Annotated in this window: 11 protein-coding genes; 10 read left to right on the top strand and 1 reads right to left on the bottom strand. The window is 65.1% G+C overall.

Translation table 11 applies throughout. The features are described 5' to 3' along the window. Nucleotides 1-471 precede the first annotated feature (471 nt). The 10 genes from IAG41_RS01310 to IAG41_RS01355 all read left to right on the top strand — a co-directional run bounded on the left by IAG41_RS01310 (nt 472) and on the right by IAG41_RS01355 (nt 14,663). Entirely contained in the window at nt 472-1,278 is an 807-nt protein-coding gene (locus tag IAG41_RS01310) for a 2-keto-4-pentenoate hydratase (RefSeq protein WP_187727815.1), read from the top strand. 28 nt (nt 1,279-1,306) lie between these two features. Continuing rightward, nucleotides 1,307-2,617, top strand: coding sequence for an MFS transporter (locus tag IAG41_RS01315; protein WP_187726783.1), 1,311 nt, complete (start codon nt 1,307-1,309; stop codon nt 2,615-2,617). 13 nt (nt 2,618-2,630) lie between these two features. Further along, entirely contained in the window at nt 2,631-4,079 is a 1,449-nt protein-coding gene (uxaC, locus tag IAG41_RS01320; RefSeq protein WP_187726784.1) for a glucuronate isomerase, read from the top strand. A 28-nt stretch (nt 4,080-4,107) separates the two neighbouring features. Beyond that, nucleotides 4,108-4,950 carry a 5-dehydro-4-deoxy-D-glucuronate isomerase gene (gene kduI / locus IAG41_RS01325; RefSeq protein WP_187726785.1) on the top strand — a complete coding sequence of 281 codons (843 nt, stop codon included), beginning with the start codon at nt 4,108-4,110 and terminating at the stop codon, nt 4,948-4,950. Nucleotides 4,951-4,955: 5 nt separating this feature from the next. Beyond that, nucleotides 4,956-5,708, top strand: a complete 753-nt coding sequence (kduD, locus tag IAG41_RS01330) for a 2-dehydro-3-deoxy-D-gluconate 5-dehydrogenase KduD (protein WP_187726786.1) — start codon at nt 4,956-4,958, stop codon at nt 5,706-5,708. Continuing rightward, nucleotides 5,705-6,709 (top strand): sugar kinase, encoded by a 1,005-nt coding sequence (locus IAG41_RS01335; protein WP_187726787.1) that lies wholly within the window; start codon nt 5,705-5,707, stop codon nt 6,707-6,709. Before kduD ends, IAG41_RS01335 begins: the two co-directional genes overlap by 4 nt. After that, the gene (locus IAG41_RS01340) at nt 6,696-8,267 is read left to right on the top strand and encodes a carboxylesterase/lipase family protein (RefSeq protein WP_187726788.1); all 1,572 of its coding nucleotides are present in this window, start codon (nt 6,696-6,698) and stop codon (nt 8,265-8,267) included. The genes IAG41_RS01335 and IAG41_RS01340 overlap by 14 nt, the downstream gene beginning before the upstream one ends. A 79-nt stretch (nt 8,268-8,346) precedes the next feature. Then, nucleotides 8,347-9,378, top strand: coding sequence for a LacI family DNA-binding transcriptional regulator (locus IAG41_RS01345; RefSeq protein WP_187726789.1), 1,032 nt, complete (start codon nt 8,347-8,349; stop codon nt 9,376-9,378). A gap of 509 nt (nt 9,379-9,887) precedes the next feature. Then, nucleotides 9,888-13,238, top strand: coding sequence for a TonB-dependent receptor domain-containing protein (locus IAG41_RS01350; protein ID WP_187726790.1), 3,351 nt, complete (start codon nt 9,888-9,890; stop codon nt 13,236-13,238). Between the two features lie 75 nt (nt 13,239-13,313). Then, nucleotides 13,314-14,663 (top strand): pectate lyase, encoded by a 1,350-nt coding sequence (locus IAG41_RS01355; protein ID WP_187726791.1) that lies wholly within the window; start codon nt 13,314-13,316, stop codon nt 14,661-14,663. Between the two features lie 9 nt (nt 14,664-14,672). Here the strand turns inward: IAG41_RS01355 and IAG41_RS01360 are convergent, their stop codons facing one another. Continuing rightward, entirely contained in the window at nt 14,673-16,475 is a 1,803-nt protein-coding gene (locus tag IAG41_RS01360) for a hypothetical protein (RefSeq protein ID WP_187726792.1), read from the bottom strand. Nucleotides 16,476-16,502: the final 27 nt, after the last annotated feature.

Here is a 16,502-nt window from a genome sequence, read left to right on the forward strand (position 1 = left end):
TCCCAGGACGCCGCTTTTCGCGACGCCGATCATGATGCGATCCACATCGGCGTGCCGACGCGATCGACTCGAATCGAGAGGAGGGTGTGGCCCTTTTCAGCTGTGACTATCGCCATCCTCTCGTAGAGCGGCCATTCTTCGATGGTCTCGCTCGCCAGTTACGGGTAACCGGTGTCACGACGCTATAGCCGCAGTAATTCGCTGTCAACCGGAGACAAGGCGCGTTGACGTAAATGCTTGACACCGGTAGCATCAGCGTCACGCCGCATAGCCCGCATCAGACGGGGATGAGGCAAAGGGAGATGGAGACCGCTCGGCAATCGACACATGGCAGACGGACTTCCGTGCGCGGCATGACGGGATGGCAGCCTGGAGGCGGGCGCATCGTCCCCTCGCGTAGCGCAGGGGTTCGGATACCCGCTTGTTCGCGGGCGTGCCGAGAGACTCATTTCGAAGCGTGCATAGAGGGAAATCGAATTGAACGAAGGACGTGAACCGGCTGACGCCATTGCGCACGCGTTCGTGGAAGCGCGCCAGGCCGGCAATGCGCTTCCCGATTATCCGGGCGAGCTGCCCGAGACGCTGGACCAGGCCTATGGCATCCAGGAGCGCGCGATCGGCCTGTTCGGCGGACGCATCGCCGGATGGAAGGTCGGCCGTATCCCCGATCCGCTGATCGGTCGCTTCGGCACCAATCGGCTGACCGGCCCGATCTTCGCGGACAGCGTGATCGATTCTCCGGACGGCGTCCCGGTCATGCCGATCTTCGCGGACGGCTTCGGCGCCGCGGAGGCCGAGTTCCTGCTGCGTATCGGCAGCCTGCCGACAAGCTTCGACCGTGCCTGGACCAACGAGGAAGCGGCGCGTTTCGTCGACGCGATCCATGTCGGCATCGAAGTCGCCAGCTCGCCCTTCCCGGGGATCAACGATCATGGCCCGGCGATCACCGTGTCCGATTTCGGCAACAACAACGGGCTAGTGATCGGTGCCGCGGTGCCAGCGAATATGGATTTCCTTGAGTGGCCGGTAGCGCTAACAATTGACGGGGAAGTGGCCGGCACGGGCACCGCGGGCGAGATGCTCGATGGTCCGTTCGGATCGGTCCGTTTCCTGTTCGAACTTGCCGCCAGCCGGCATCTGCCGCTGGCTCCCGGTCAGTGGATCTCGACAGGCGCTGTCACCGGCGTCCATCAAGTGCGTCCGGGCGCCGCGATCGAGGCTCGGTTCGGGCGGGATATGCGGGTACGGTGCACGATCGGCGGCAATCGCCAGGGTTGAGCCGGATAAAAGGGATAGGGAGAGGTTGATGGCGGCATCTGGTGAGGCGATCATCGCCAAGGCGACGGATCGCGTAGGGCGATATCGCTGGGTCGTCGTGTGGCTGCTCTTCGCGGCGACCGCGATCAACTATATCGACCGCCAGATGATCGCGGTGCTCAAGCCCGATCTCGCCAAGGAGCTGCATTGGTCCGAGACGGACTATGCGCACATCGTCTTCTATTTCCAGGCTGCCTACGCGATCGGCTATCTCGGGTTCGGCAAGATCGTCGACGCGATCGGTGCACGCTTCGGCTATGCGATAGCGGTAGTGATCTGGACGATCGCGCACGTCGCGCATGGCGGCGTCCATAGCGTCACCCAGTTCGCGATGGCCCGCTTCGGCCTGGGCATCGGCGAATCGGGCAACTTTCCGGCGGGCGTGAAGGCGGTGGCCGACTGGTTCCCCGCCAAGGAGCGCGCGTTCGCGATCGGGCTGTTCAACGCCGGATCGAATGTCGGCGCGATCTGCACGCCGCTGCTGATCTGGGCGATGGTGCCCGCGATCGGATGGCGCATGACCTTCGTCGTCACCGGTGTGTTCGGCGTGGCCTGGCTGATCGCCTGGCTCGCGATCTTCCGCGACAGCCCGCACGGTCATGCCAAGGTCAGCGAAACCGAACTCGCGCATATCAGCCAGGACCCTGCAGACCCCGCCGTCAAGGTGAAGAACCTGTGGGGCAAGCTGGTGCTGCGCAAGGAAACCTGGGCGTTCGCGCTCGGCAAGTTTTTCATCGACCCGATCTGGTGGTTCTATCTGTTCTGGCTGCCCAGCTATATCGGCAAGCAATATGGCCTGAACCTCACCTCGTGGGACACGCCGACCGCGGCGCTGGCGCTGGCCGCGATCTACCTGATCTCGGACGTTGGCAGCATCGCTGGCGGCTGGCTGTCGGGCCGGTTCATGAACGCGGGCATGAGCGTCAACAAGGCGCGCAAGCTCACCATGCTGATCGCGGCCTGCTTCGTGCTGCCGGTGATGTTCGCCACGCAGTTCGACAATCTGTGGCTCAGCGTGTTCGTGATCGGCGTGGCGGCTGCGGCGCACCAGGCGTTCTCGGCGACGCTTTATGCGCTGCCGTCTGACCTTGTCCCGCGCTACGCGGTGGGCTCGGTGATCGGCATCGGCGGCACGCTTGGCGCAATCGGCGGCATGGTTTTCACCACCTATGTCGGATACGTTCTGGACGCACTCGGCAGTTACACGCCCTTGTTCGTCGCCGCGGGTGCGGCCTATTTCCTGGCCCTGTTGTCGGTGCAGCTGCTTTCACCGCGCCTCGCGCGCGCCGAAGTCGTCTGAGGAGTAGATTTGCGTGCCTAAGCCCCTGAAGCTCGATCCCGATCGTCTGTTTCCCGCCGAGGAGCGCTCGCGCGCCATCGCGCGGGAGCTGTACGGCCAGGTGGCCGGGCTGCCGATCATCAGCCCGCACGGCCATACCGATCCGACCTGGTTCTCGACCAACGCCAATTGGTCGAACGCCACCGAGCTGCTGCTGGCGCCTGATCACTATCTCTACCGCATGCTCTACTCGCAGGGCGTCTCGCTCGACGACCTCTGCGTGCCCAGCAAAGCGGGCGTACCGGGGACCGACCCGCGCACCGCATGGCGCACCTTCGCCGAGCACACCTACCTGTTCCGCGGCACGCCTTCGAGCATGTGGCTGGGGCACGTATTCGGCGAGGTGTTCGGGATCGACGTGGCGCTCGATGCCTCGACCGCCGATCTCTACTACGACTCGATCAACGAGAAGCTCGCGACCGAAGCGTTCAAGCCGCGCGCGCTGTTCGATCGCTTCGGGATCGAGTTCCTCGCGACCACCGAGGGGCCGCAGGACGATCTGTCGCCGCACCACGAAATCCACGCCTCGGGCTGGAAGGGCCGGGTGGTCACCACCTATCGCCCCGATGCGGTGATCGATGTCGAGCACGAGCAATTCGCCGGCGCGATGAAGATCTTTGCCGAGAAGACCGGCGAGGATGTCTGGTCGTGGGACGGCTATCTCGCCGCGCACCGCAAGCGCCGCGCAGATTTCCGCGCGGCGGGCGCCACTGCGACCGATCATGGCCATCCGACGGCAGCTACTGCCAACCTCTCCTATGACGAGGCCGAGCGACTGTTCCGCACGATCCTGTCGGATAGCTGGACCCCCCAGGACGCCGAGCTGTTCCGCGCGCAGATGCTGACCGAAATGGCGGCGATGTCGGCGGACGATGGAATGGTCATGCAAATCCACCCGGGATCTTTCCGCAACCATAATGGCGGCCTGTTCGCGAGCCATGGCCGCGACAAGGGTGCCGACATCCCGACGCGGACCGACTATGTCCATGCGTTGAAGCCGCTGCTCGACCGGTTCGGCACCAATACCGACTTGTCGATTATCCTCTTCACGCTGGATGAAACCGTTTATGCGCGCGAGCTGGCGCCGCTGGCGGGCCATTATCCGTGCCTGAAGCTGGGCCCGAGTTGGTGGTTCCATGACTCGCCGGAGGGCATGCGCCGCTTCCGCGAGATGACCACCGAGACGGCGGGCTTCTACAACACCGTCGGTTTCAACGACGATACGCGCGCGTTCCTCTCGATCCCGGCGCGGCACGACGTTGCCCGGCGCATCGATTGCGGCTTCCTCGCGCAGCTGGTCGCCGAAGGGCGCCTGCTCGACTGGGAAGCGGCTGAGCTGGCTTATGAGCTGACCAACGGCCTTGTGCGGCGCGCCTACAAGCTCGACGCGAAAGCACCGACCCCGGTCGCCGCGGCGGCCTGAAAAACACATTCAAACCACGGAGCATGTAATGTTCGATCGCACTTATTACGCCACGCACCCTGACATGATGGAGTGCGTATCGAACGACGAGCTGCGCGACCGCTATCTAATCTCGGAGCTGTTCCGGGACGGCGAATGCGTGCTCAACTACACCCATGCCGATCGCTTCGTCATCGGCGGGGTTGCGGTGACTTCGGCACCGGTCAAGCTTCCCGACCAGACCGAGCCGGCTTCGGCGGCCGGGCATCCGTTCCTCGAGCGCCGCGAACTGGCGGTCGTCAATGTCGGCAGGACCGAGGGCATTGTCACCGTCGATGGCGAGAGCTTCACGCTGGGCAACAAGGATTGCCTGTACGTGACGATGGGCGCCAAGGACGTGCAGTTCTCGGGCGCCGGCGCGCGTTTCTACCTCGCCTCATGCCCGGCGCATAAGGGCTTCACGACCCGCAAGCTTTCGATCGCCGACGCCAATGCGCTCGAGCGCGGCAGCCTGGCGGAATCGAACGAGCGGACGATCTTCCAGCTGGTGATCCCCGGCGTGTGCGACAGCGCGCAGCTCGTCATGGGCCTGACCGTGCTCAAGCCGGGCAGCGTGTGGAACACGATGCCGCCGCACATTCATGAGCGCCGCAGCGAGATTTATTTCTACTTCGAGCTCGACGACACCGACAAGGACCGCGTCTTTCACTATATGGGCGAAGGCGAGGCCACCCGGCATATCGTGATGCAGAACGAGGAAGCGGTGATCTCACCGCCCTGGTCGATCCATATGGGTGCCGGCACCAAGGCTTATGCCTTTATCTGGGCAATGGCCGGCGAGAACCAGGACTATACCGACATGAACGTGCTCGACATCTGCCAGCTGGCGTGAGCGCGATGAACCCGTTCGACCTCACCGGCCGCGTGGCCGTCGTCACCGGCGCCAATACCGGCATCGGCCAGGGCATCGCCCTGGCGCTCGCCGCGGCGGGCGCCGACATCGCCGCGGTGGGCCGCACGCCTGCCGCGGAGACCGTCGAGAAAGCGCGCGCGCTGGGCCGCAAGGCCGAGATCATCTCTGCCGATCTCTCGACCATCGAGCCTGTGAACAGGGTTGTGGACGAAGCTGTGGAAAAGCTCGGCGGGCTCGACATCCTGGTCAACAATGCCGGCATCATCCGCCGCGCCGACAGCCTCGACTTCACCGAGGAGGATTGGGACGCGGTGGTCGACACCAACCTGAAGTCGGTGTTCTTCCTGTGCCAGGCGGCGGCTCGGCACATGGTGGGGCAGGGCAGGGGCAAGATCATCAACATCGCCTCGATGCTGACCTTCCAGGGCGGCATCCGCGTGCCGAGCTACACCGCATCCAAATCGGGCATCGGCGGGCTGACCAAGCTGCTCGCCAATGAATGGGCGGCCAAGGGCATCAACGTCAACGCGATCGCCCCCGGCTATATCGCGACCAACAACACCGCGGCGCTCCAGGCCGACGAGAACCGCAACCGCTCGATCATGGAGCGCATTCCGGCGGGACGCTGGGGTTCGCCCGACGACATGGGCGGCGCCGCGGTGTTCCTTGCCTCCTCGGCTTCGGACTATGTCCAGGGCCATATCCTGGCGGTCGACGGCGGGTGGCTGGCGCGATGACGATCGCTTTCTTCGGCGAGCTGATGCTGCGGCTCTCGCCGCCCGGACGCGAGCTGCTGCTTCAGACGCCGAAGTTCGAAGTCAATGTCGGCGGCGCCGAAGCCAATGTCGCGACCGGCCTCGCCTGTCTGGGGCACAGCGTCCGGATGGTGAGCGCGGTGGCGGACAATCCGCTGGGCGCGGCCACGATCGGCGAGCTCCGGCGGCGTGGTGTCGATACCTCGACGATCGTCTCCGAACCGGGCCGGCTGGGACTGTATTTCCTGACGCCGGGCGCGGGCCTGCGCGCCTCCGAGGTCGTCTATGATCGCGCCCATTCGGTGTTCGCGGATCGTGCAGCCCATGCCTGGGACTGGGACAAGGCGCTGGCGGGCGCAACGCGGCTGCATCTGTCGGGCATCACGCCCGCGCTGGGGCACAACACCGCCACCGCCGCGATCGCCGCAGCCGATGCGGCTACCGCGAAGGGCATCCCGGTCTCGTTCGACGGCAATTACCGGGCGAAGCTGTGGGAGGCGTGGGACAGCAATCCCCGCGAAGTTCTCACCAGGCTGATCGGCCAGGCCGACATCCTGTTCGGCAACCACCGCGACATCTCGCTGCTGCTCGGCCGCGAATTCTCGGGAGACGGGCCGGATCGGCGCCGCGAGGCGGCCGAGGCTGCATTCGAGGCTTTCCCCAAGCTCGAGCTGATCGCATCGACGGCGCGGCATGTCGTCGATGCCGACAGCCACCGCATCGCCGCGCGGATCGACACGCGCGCGGGCGGCCACCAGACCGACGAGGTGGTGATCGCCGGCATCGTCGACCGGATCGGCGCGGGCGATGCCTTCGCGGCGGGCGTACTGCACGGCCTCATCCAGGGTGGCGACGCGGTGGACGCGGCGGAGGCCGGGCTGGCGCTGACCGCGCTCAAGCATTCGCTCCCCGGCGATGCCAGCCTGTTCGGCCAGGCCGATATCGATGCGTTCCTCGAGGGAGAACTGGATGTCCGCCGATGACGGGATCTCGCGAAGGGCGCTGATCGGAGCGGGTACGGCGCTCATGCTGGTGCCGGCCGCCGCGCTGGCCCGGCCCTCGCGTCTCGTCATCGAATGTCCTTCCGGACGATTCACCAGCACGCGGCATGTCGAGAGCGGCTCCGATGCATGGGCGTTCAAGGGTATTCGCTATGGCCTAGCCGAGCGTTTTTCGGCGTCGTTCCCCGTTCCGCGCGTGATCATGGATGCGGACGAGTTTGGGCCCGTTGCGCCCCAACGCGGGCTGGGCCAACCCCAGTCCGAGGACTGCCTCTACCTCAATATTTGGACCACGGGCGCTGAGGCAGGGAAGCGCCCGGTGATGGTCTATTTCCACGGCGGTGCCTATTCGAACGGCAGCGTCACCGATCCACAGAATGACGGCGCAACGTTGGCGGCGACCGAGGATGTCGTGGTCGTCACGGTCAACCACCGGCTCAACGCATTCGGCTATCTCTATCTCGCGCGCTTCGATCCGCGCTTTGCCGATAGCGGCAATGCCGGGCAGCTCGACCTGATCCTGGCGCTGCACTGGATCAAGGCGAACATTGCGGCGTTCGGCGGCGATCCGGGCCGGGTGTTCGTGTTCGGCCAGTCGGGCGGCGGGGCCAAGATCGCCACGCTGATGGGGATGCCCGCCGCCAAGGGGCTGTTCCACTCGGCTGCGACCATGAGCGGCCAGCAGGTCACCGCATCCGGCCCGCTCAACGCCACCAAGCGGGCCCAGGCCTATCTGGCGAAGCTGGGCGTCAAGGAGGACAATCTCCAGCCGCTGCTCGACATGCCGATGGAGAAGCTGATCGAGGCGACCGAGGCGACCGATCCGATCTTGGGCGGCAGCGTCTATTTCGGTCCCGTGCTCGACATGAAATGGCTCGTGCGCCATCCCTTCTGGCCCGACGCCAATCCGCAGTCGAACGCGATCACGATGATCCTGGGCAACACGCATGACGAGACGCGGGCGTTCATCTCGCCAGATTCGGACAAGGTGAAGGGGCTGACCTGGGACAATATCGCCGGGCGCATGGCCCCCGAGCTACGGATGGACATCCTTCCCGAATGGGTGGTGGCCGAATACCGGGCCCATTTCCCGGACGATGCGCCCGAGCGGATTTTCTACCGCGCCACGACGGCGGGGCGGAGCTGGCCGGGACAGGTGCTGGAGGCCGATGCCCGGGCCGCAGCGGGGGCCAGAGCGACCTGGGTCTATCAGGTCGATTTCCAGTCGCCGGTTAAGCCCGATCGCGGTGCGCCGCATACGATGGACATTGCGCTGGCGTTCGGGACGCTCGGGGCGGAGGGGTCGTTTACCGGTACCGGCCCGGAGGCCCAGCGGCTCAGCCGGCAGGTGATGGGCGCCTTCGCCGCGCTCGCCCGCACCGGCAAGCCTGCAGCGAAGGGATTGCCAGGCTGGGCGCCCTATACCTTGCCCAACCGCGCGACGATGGTGTTCGACAAGACCAGCCGGGTGGTGAACGATCCGCGCAAATGGGAACGCGAGCTGTTCGCCCGGGTGCCCTATATCCAGCCGGGCAGCTGATCGCGCCTGTCCACCGGTTACCGTGATACTGTCCACGGGACAGTATCGCTATGTCCCGTAAGCCGGTATAGCTTGTCTCATGCAGAATACGGGCAAGCCAACCATCAACGACGTCGCGCGGCTCGCCGGCGTTTCCAAGAAGACCGTCAGCCGGGTGATCAACCGATCGCCGCTGCTCAACAGCGATACCCGTGCCAAGGTGGAGGCGGTGATCGCGGACCTGGGTTATGTCCCCAATGTCCAGGCGCGGGCGCTGGCGCTGCGGCGCAACTTCCTGCTCGGGCTGATCCACGACAATCCCAACGCGCAGATGGTGATGAACGTGCAGGCGGGCATCCTGGAGGCGATCCGCGACACCGAGTTCGAGCTGATCGTTCGCCCGATCGACCGCGGTTCCTCCACCATGCTGGCGGACGTGCGCAATTTCCTCGAGCGCCAGCGGCTCTACGGCGTGCTGATCCTGCCGCCGGTTTCCGAGAACGAGATGCTCGCCGATCTCTGCCGCGAGCTCGACATCCGCTATGTCCGCATGGGCTCGACCGCGCTCGATACGCCCGAGCACACCGTCGCGTCGAACGATTGCGACGTGGTGACCGAAGCAGTCAACCATTTGATTTCGCTGGGGCATCGCCGCATCGGCCTGATCGCGGGGCCGCACGGTTTCCGCTCGGCGCGCGAACGCCGCAAGGGCTTCGAGAATGCGCTGGCGGCGGCGGACATCAAGCTGCCGCGCAGCCTCATCGCCGATGGAAATTATACTTTCGAGAGCGGGCAGGCCGCGGCCGACCGACTGCTCGACCTCTCGCCGCGTCCGACTGCGATCTTCGCCTCGAACGACGAGATGGCGGCGGCGGCGATGCATGCGGCGCGGCGGCGGGGGATGGAAATCCCCAAGGACCTTTCGATCATCGGTTTCGACGATACCGCGATCGCCTCGCATATCTGGCCGCCGCTGACGACGGTGCACTGGCCGATCATCTCGATGGGCCGCTCGGCCGCGCTCAAGCTGCTCACCGAATTCTTCGGCGACGAGCTGGCGGTAGAGGAGCCTTCGCTTTTCCCGTCCACGCTGATTCACCGCGCATCGGTTGCTCCGCCGCGCGAGGAATAGGTGAAGGCGAAAAATCCGCTTGAATCCGCACCTTCCCGCGGATTCGGCTTCGCGAAGCTGAAAGCTGACACCCAGTATGCGGAAAAACCTTCCTTCCCGAAAAATGCAGTTTTCGGGACCTCGACGATGAGAAAGAGCCGGTCCTTCGATCGCCTTTGAAATCCTACATTGCAAGGCTGGGTACGTGTTGGGAGGTCGGCCGGGCCTGGATCCCGGCCTGTTGCAGCTTTGTCTCAGCATCTGACGAATTTGTCCGGCGTGGTTATGACACCGGTTGACATGAGCCGCGCGAGTGGAACAGAAAGGCTGCGAACAAGCGTGACGACAACGCTTGCGCCAAGACGGACGCAAAGATCCGTATCGGGGCGTAGGGGAGGCGAGTCGCGACAGGAACAGTAATGACCGGACGTGCGGAAGCGCGCGATTCCGGACGACCTGTCGCGTCCCAAACCAGCTCGATGGCGCAAAGCGGGAAGACGCTTGCGAGACTTGGGCTGGGGGAGGATCAAATGCCTTATACTGTGGATACGCGTATTTCGCGGCGCAACATTGGCTTGGCGCTGCGCGGCGCTTCTTTGGGCGCGCTAGGTGTTGCGATGCTGATGGCGGCGCCTGCCTTTGCGCAGAGCGACGTGCCGACGCAGACTGTGGCGGGCGACAAGGGCATCCAACAAGAGACGGCGCCTCAGGACGAGGTTGCCTCGGGTGTGGACGCCCAGACCGGGAACGACATCGTGGTGACCGGTTTCCGCGCCTCGCTGCAGAACTCGCTCAACATCAAGCGCAACTCGAACCAGATCGTCGACGCGATCACGGCCGAGGACATCGCTGAGTTCCCTGATGCCAACCTGGCCGAGTCGATCCAGCGCCTGCCGGGTGTCTCGATAGACCGCGACAATGGCGAGGGCCGCACGATCACCGTGCGCGGCCTGGGCGGCGATTTCCAAATGGTGCGTCTGAACGGCGCCGACGCGCAGAACATCGCAGGCGGCAACAACTCCGACTCCGGCGCGAACCGCTCGCGCGGCTTCGACTTCAACACCTTCGCTTCCGAGCTGTTCGGCGGGATCAAGGTGACTAAATCGACCGCGGCGGAGAATGACGAAGGCTCGCTCGGCGCGATCATCGATCTCACCACGGGTCGCCCGCTTGCCTATAAGGGCAATCGCTTCGCGCTGGGCGGCGAGGCCGAGTATCGCGAGAACGGCAAGAGCTTCAATCCGCGCTTCACCGGCCTCGCGTCGGTGCATGTGACCGACAATTTCGGCATCCTCGTCTCCGGCGCGTACCAGAAGCAGGACCAGCAGATCGACGCCTATCGCCGCAACATCGGCGTGTTCGAATATACCTATCGCAACTCGCAGATCGCCGGCGTCACGCCGAACGCCTTCGGCTTCGCGCGTCCCAGCACGGCGGGCACCGGCGCGACCTTCGGTTCGGACCCGGCCGCCTATGCCGCAGTGACGCCGACCACCATCATCCCGGGCCTGCCCTCGGTCGGCCGCCAATATCTGGATTATGAGCGGATCGGCGCCACCGCGACGATGCAATGGAAGCCCAATCCGGGCACCGAGATCACGCTCGACGGCGTCTTCTCGCGCTACGACCAGAACAGCAACAATACCGGCATCACGCCGATCGGCCTCAACCGCAACGGCACCAATGCACGCGTGATCTCCACCGGCAGCGCCGGCCTGCGCGCGATCGGGACTGCGAACGGCTATGCCGACCGCGTCGCGCTCTATGCGAACTGCGTGCCGAGCGCGATCATCGACTGCAATGGCGATCAGGCGGGCAATGGCGTCGGCCAGACGCCGCTGGCGGGTTATTTCAACAGCCTCAATCCGAACAACCTCAACCCGTTCGACTATTACAACAATCCGGCCTCGCCGGGTTATGTCGCGACGGCGAACCAGATCGGCTATTACAACGAGTTGCTCGGCCGCCCGAACACCAAGATCCGAGAGGCCCATGTCAACGGCGCCGGCCAGGCCGACTACATGGTGCTCGACGATGTCGATTGGCGCAGCTTCGCCGACACCCAGTTCGGCCGGACCGACTTCAAGCAGGTGACGCTGAACGTCCATCAGGAGTTCGCGCCGAACTTCTACGCCGATGCGACCGGCGGCTGGTCCAAATCGGAATTCCGCGCTTATGGCCTGCTCGCCGAGGTCAATGCGATCGACAAGGACGGCTATGTCTTCGACGAGCGCGGCGACGGCAAGATGCCGGTGTTCAACCCGGGCTTCGACGTGGCGAACCCGGCCAACTGGACGCTGGTGAAGGGCCTGTCGACGATCCGCTATTTCACCAACACCGTGGACAACGAGTTCAAGGTGGCGCGGGTCAACTTCACCTATGAAGCGCTGCCCGAGATGTCGATCAAGTTCGGCGCGACGGCCAAGGAGTTCGCCTATGAGGGCGACCAGGGCCGCCGCAACCAGTCGATCGAAGCGATCAACCCGACGCTCGCGGAATCGCATCTCAACATCACCGATCTCGGCCAGACCATCGGCTTCGGCCAGGGCCTGACCGTGTCGCAGGGCACGCCAACCAGCTATTTTGCGCCCGACATCAACAAGTTCATCAATCAGTTCGGCATCAACTGCAACTGCGTGAACAAGTGGGGCGATTTCCGTGCCGTGGTCGACGGCCGCCAGCGCTCGGGCGTGACCGAGCGTGACGTGTCGGGCTATTTCCAGGTCGACTATAATTTCGACCTGCTCGGACGTCCGCTGCGCGGCAATGTCGGCATGCGCGTCGCCAACACCCGCGTTTCGGGTTCGGGCAATGTCGGCGGCGCGGACGGCGTCGCGGGTCTCGCGGTGACCGCCCAGAACGAATATTGGGACTGGCTGCCCTCGATGAACGCGAACTGGGAAGTCATGGACGGCCTCCTGATCCGCTTCGCCGCGTCGAAGGTGATGTCGCGGCCGCAGCTCTCCAGCCTGACGCCGGGCACCACCGCGTTCACGACCAGCCTGAATTCGAACGGCACGGCGCCGACGCTGACGGTGGGCAACCCGTATCTCAACCCGTTCCGTGCGACCAATCTCGACCTGAGCTTCGAGAAATATTTCGCGCACAACGGCCTGATCGCGGTCAATTTGTTCAAGAAGAACATCGACACGTTCCCGCAGCAGGTGGCGCTCGAGGCGCCGCTTTCCGCGGTGTTCGAGCCCGATGTGTACCAGCAGGTGCTGAGCTTCATCACCAACGCCGCGCTGCTCAACTACACCCGGGCGGGCGGTACCTGGGGTATTCGCCAGTTCAAGGATGCACCGGGTGGCGACATCAAGGGCATCGAAATCAATCTGCAGACCGACTTCTTCTTCCTGCCCGGCTTCCTCAAGCATTTCGGTGTGACCGCAAACTATACGCACATCGACTCGAGCCTGAGCTACCTGACCGGCACGGTGCTCAACACCAGCCAGACTATCTCGGGCACCGCGGCGAACACCTATGCCGAGGGGCCGTTCCTCAACACCTCGCCCGACGCGTTCAACGCGACGCTTTATTACGAGGACAGCAAATTCTCGGCGCGCGTCTCGGGAGCCTATCGCACCCGCTATGTGAACCGCTTCCCGCTGGCGACCGGCACCTGTTCGGTGGGTACCACCACCGTGGGCGGCGGCCCCTGCAACTCGCCGGTGTTCGCGGACTTCGGCTATAACGAGGACCAGCTGAACATCGACTTCGCGATCTCCTATGCGGTGACCGACTTCGCCAAGCTATCGCTCGAGGGCCGCAACATGACCAACGAGCCGCAATACCGCACCATGTATGCGGCGAACCCGGTGAGCCAGACCTATGCCGGCACCGGGCGGATCGTCACCGCGGGGCTGCGGCTCAGCTTCTAGTTTCTGGGGGGAGGGTGCGGCGGCGAGGCTCTCGCCGTCGCATTTTCTTGTCCGGGCATTTTGGTGAGGAACGAGATGACGAAGGTTCGCGGGATCCTTGCCGCCGGGCTGTTGCTCGGCGGCGCGTGGCCGGCGCATGCGGGCGACCGGACGCCCGTGCCGGTCACTGCCTTTCCCGGCGCCGAAGGGGCGGGGGCGGTTGCGCGAGGCGGGCGCGGCGGGGCGGTGCTGTTCGTCACCAATCTCGAGGATTCGGGGCCGGGCAGCCTGCGCGCGGCGGTGGAGACCAAGGGGCCGCGGACGATCCTGTTCCGCATCTCCGGCACGATCCGGCTGCTGAAGCCGCTGGTAGTCCGCGAGGGCCGGGTGACGATCGCCGGCCAATCTGCGCCGGGCGACGGCATCACGCTGCGCGACCAGCGGCTCCAGGTGTCGGCCGACGATGTCGTGATCCGCTACATCCGCTCGCGGCTGGGCGATGAATCGAAGACCGAATCCGATGCGATCTGGGTCAGTAAGGGACGGCGGATCATTCTCGATCATGTCTCGGCGAGCTGGTCGGTGGACGAGACGCTGTCGGCATCGGCCAATTATACGAGCCCCGATGAGGGATACTACGACCTGACCGTCCAATGGTCGATCATCTCAGAATCGCTCACCCATTCGCTCCACGCCAAAGGCGAGCATGGCTATGGCAGCCTGATCCGTGCCGGGCGGGGCGCGAAGGTAAGCTTCCACCACAATCTCTGGGCGAACCACGAGGCGCGGATGCCGCGGCCCGGCAATTACAGCGGGCCGGAGGTCGATCCGCTGGGCGCATTCTTCGATTTCCGCTCCAACGTCTTCTACAATTGGGGCAAGGGCCATTCGGGCTACAATGCCGACAAGGCAACGCTCTCGCGCTACAATTTCGTCGACAATGCCTATGTCGCCGGACCGCAGTCCGAGAAGGCGATCGCGTTCGACGAATCCGACATGCTGGCCAAGGCCTGGTTCGCGGGCAACAGCATGAATGGCGCGATCCCGACCGATCCGTGGAGCCTGGTAACCGGTGTGCAGCCCGAAGGCTATCGGCTGGCGGCACCGGTGGATGTCGCCCGGGTGAAGCCCGAAGCGGCAGCATCGGCCTATGCAAGCGTGCTGGCGCAGGCGGGGGCGTCCAAGGCGCGCGATCCGGTCGATGCGCGCGTGATAGCTGGCGTTCGGGACCGGACGGGCCGGCAGATCGACAGCCAGCGCGACGTCGGCGGCTGGCCCGAGCTCAAGAGCCTGCCCACGCCCAGGGACAGCGATCAGGACGGCATGCCCGATGCCTGGGAGAAGGCGCATGGGCTGAACCCGAACGACGTCGGCGACGGCGGCAAGGATCGCAACGGCGACGGCTGGACCAATCTCGAGGAATGGCTCGCCGATCTGGTGAAGTGACTGGCAGACCTAGCCCGGCAGCGTGAGCGGGCGGGCGTGATAGGCCCTTAGCCAGCTTGCCAGGTCCCCGGCCAGCAGATCCGTGACGCGACGGGCGCGGCGGAGCAGGGTGTCGAAGCTCAGCGTATCGGCATCGATGACGCCGGCGAGCGTTTCGAGATCGTGCCTGAGCGCCTCTCCTCGGGCGGCGATCCCGGCGAAATCCCCCTGCATGCGGATGCCGTAGATGGCCGCTCCGATCGCGGGCAATGCGGCGCTGACGATCGTCACGCCGATCGAGAAGGGATACTGGATTGCGTACAGCGCGGGGACCAGCTCGTACGCGCCCTTGAAGATCAGCATGCTGACACAGGCCAGGGCAGTGATCGCGAACAGGATCGTGCCGGTGAGATGCAGCCGGTGATCGAGAAGGTGCATCCGCCGGGCCTCGGCGTTCAGATAGGCGATCTGGCCCTGGATCAACTGACGCAACTCGCTGCGCACGCATTCGAGATAGGCCCGGTCGGCACGGATGCTCGGCAGCCCGAGAAGGCGTGCGGACGCGCGGGTGTACCACGCGACCCAGAGGGCCGCTTGTTCGCCCGCGCCGCGCAGATCGAGATCACCGAGCTGTGCGGAGAGCGCGACGCAACGCAGCCGTTCCGCCAGTGCGCGATTGTCGAGCCACAGCCGGTGCCAGCCCGCCTTATTGCCCATGCGCGTCACCAGCAGGATCGTGGCGATGGTCAGCACCTCGAGGACGATCAGCTCGGGCTTCGCCCAAGCGGGCATCGCCAGCCCCAGCATCGACAGGAGCACGGCGAACGCCGCGAGCATGAAATTGGTCACATAGCCGCTGCGGAAGAGCTGGGCGAAGCGTGTGGCGGCGGCATCGGCTCGCGCGAAGCTGGGACGCGCGGCCCGATCCAGCCGATCCGCGAAATCCTGGGTGCCCGTGCAGGTCGGGATGGCCGCGCCGGTATCGCCGGGTTTGGTCCATCCAAAATCGGTGCGTCGCAGGCGCCGCACGCCGGCGACCGCCAGGAGCAGCGGATAGGCCAGCGCAAGCCTCTGCCAGCCGGTCGCGCCAGAACGGAATCGCTCCAGCATCGCGGCTTCCTGTTTCTCTACGGGCAGATCGAGCAACTGGCCGAGCAGGGCGCCGAGCTTGTCCACATCGCCCCGCGCGACGGTATCGATCGTCTGCTGGCCGAGATCAATTTCCTCGAGCCCGTCCCATAACAGCACCGGCGGGTGCTTGTCCGCCGGATCGACATGGATCACCGGAATTCCCTGGAGCACCGCCTCGGCAACGATCTGGGCGGCGCCGCCGCGGCCGCGCATCGGCTCGCTGTCCCAGATTGCGAGCAGCAGGTCGCTCTGCGCCAACGTGATGCGTCCGGCACGCTCATAGGCAGCGGCTTCCCCGCCTTCGCCGCTTCGCTCGCCCGGCAGCTCGAACACCGCCGCGGCTTGCGCCAGGCGGCGCAGATGCGCGTCGCGCGCCTGGCCGGGGGCGAAATCCTGGGCGTAATCGTCGCGGAAGAAGGGCAGCACGGCGTCCAGCGCCCAGCCGCGTTCGAGCGCCGCATCGGCGACGATGCTGTCCGCTCCCTCGGCCAATGGGCTTACCAGCCGGATTTCGGTCGGTCCATGGAGCGAGACCAGGCTGCAAATCTCGGCAAGGATGCGCGATACCTCGACGTGCAATTTGTCGAGATCGGACGATCCGAGCCGCGCCGGCCGATGCCCGGTTACGCCGATCCGCAAGGTTCTTTGCGGCAGCCAGGCTTCGGCGTCGTCCCCCCGCGGGGTACCCGTTTCATCATTCACGCAGGCACGCTCGCTTCTGCCCCTGTC

Origin of the sequence: Sphingomonas sp. JC676 (assembly GCF_014489075.1) — a bacterium.
GTDB lineage: Bacteria > Pseudomonadota > Alphaproteobacteria > Sphingomonadales > Sphingomonadaceae > Sphingomonas.

What these genes read in the sequence shown, in the direction of transcription:
- IAG41_RS01340 (WP_187726788.1), top strand. Translation starts at nt 6,696, where the DNA reads ATGTCCGCCGATGACGGGATCTCGCGAAGGGCGCTGATCGGAGCGGGT.
- kduD (WP_187726786.1), top strand. Translation starts at nt 4,956, where the DNA reads ATGAACCCGTTCGACCTCACCGGCCGCGTGGCCGTCGTCACCGGCGCC.
- IAG41_RS01335 (WP_187726787.1), top strand. Translation starts at nt 5,705, where the DNA reads ATGACGATCGCTTTCTTCGGCGAGCTGATGCTGCGGCTCTCGCCGCCC.
- IAG41_RS01315 (WP_187726783.1), top strand. Translation starts at nt 1,307, where the DNA reads ATGGCGGCATCTGGTGAGGCGATCATCGCCAAGGCGACGGATCGCGTA.
- IAG41_RS01355 (WP_187726791.1), top strand. Translation starts at nt 13,314, where the DNA reads ATGACGAAGGTTCGCGGGATCCTTGCCGCCGGGCTGTTGCTCGGCGGC.
- kduI (WP_187726785.1), top strand. Translation starts at nt 4,108, where the DNA reads ATGTTCGATCGCACTTATTACGCCACGCACCCTGACATGATGGAGTGC.
- IAG41_RS01350 (WP_187726790.1), top strand. Translation starts at nt 9,888, where the DNA reads ATGCCTTATACTGTGGATACGCGTATTTCGCGGCGCAACATTGGCTTG.
- IAG41_RS01345 (WP_187726789.1), top strand. Translation starts at nt 8,347, where the DNA reads ATGCAGAATACGGGCAAGCCAACCATCAACGACGTCGCGCGGCTCGCC.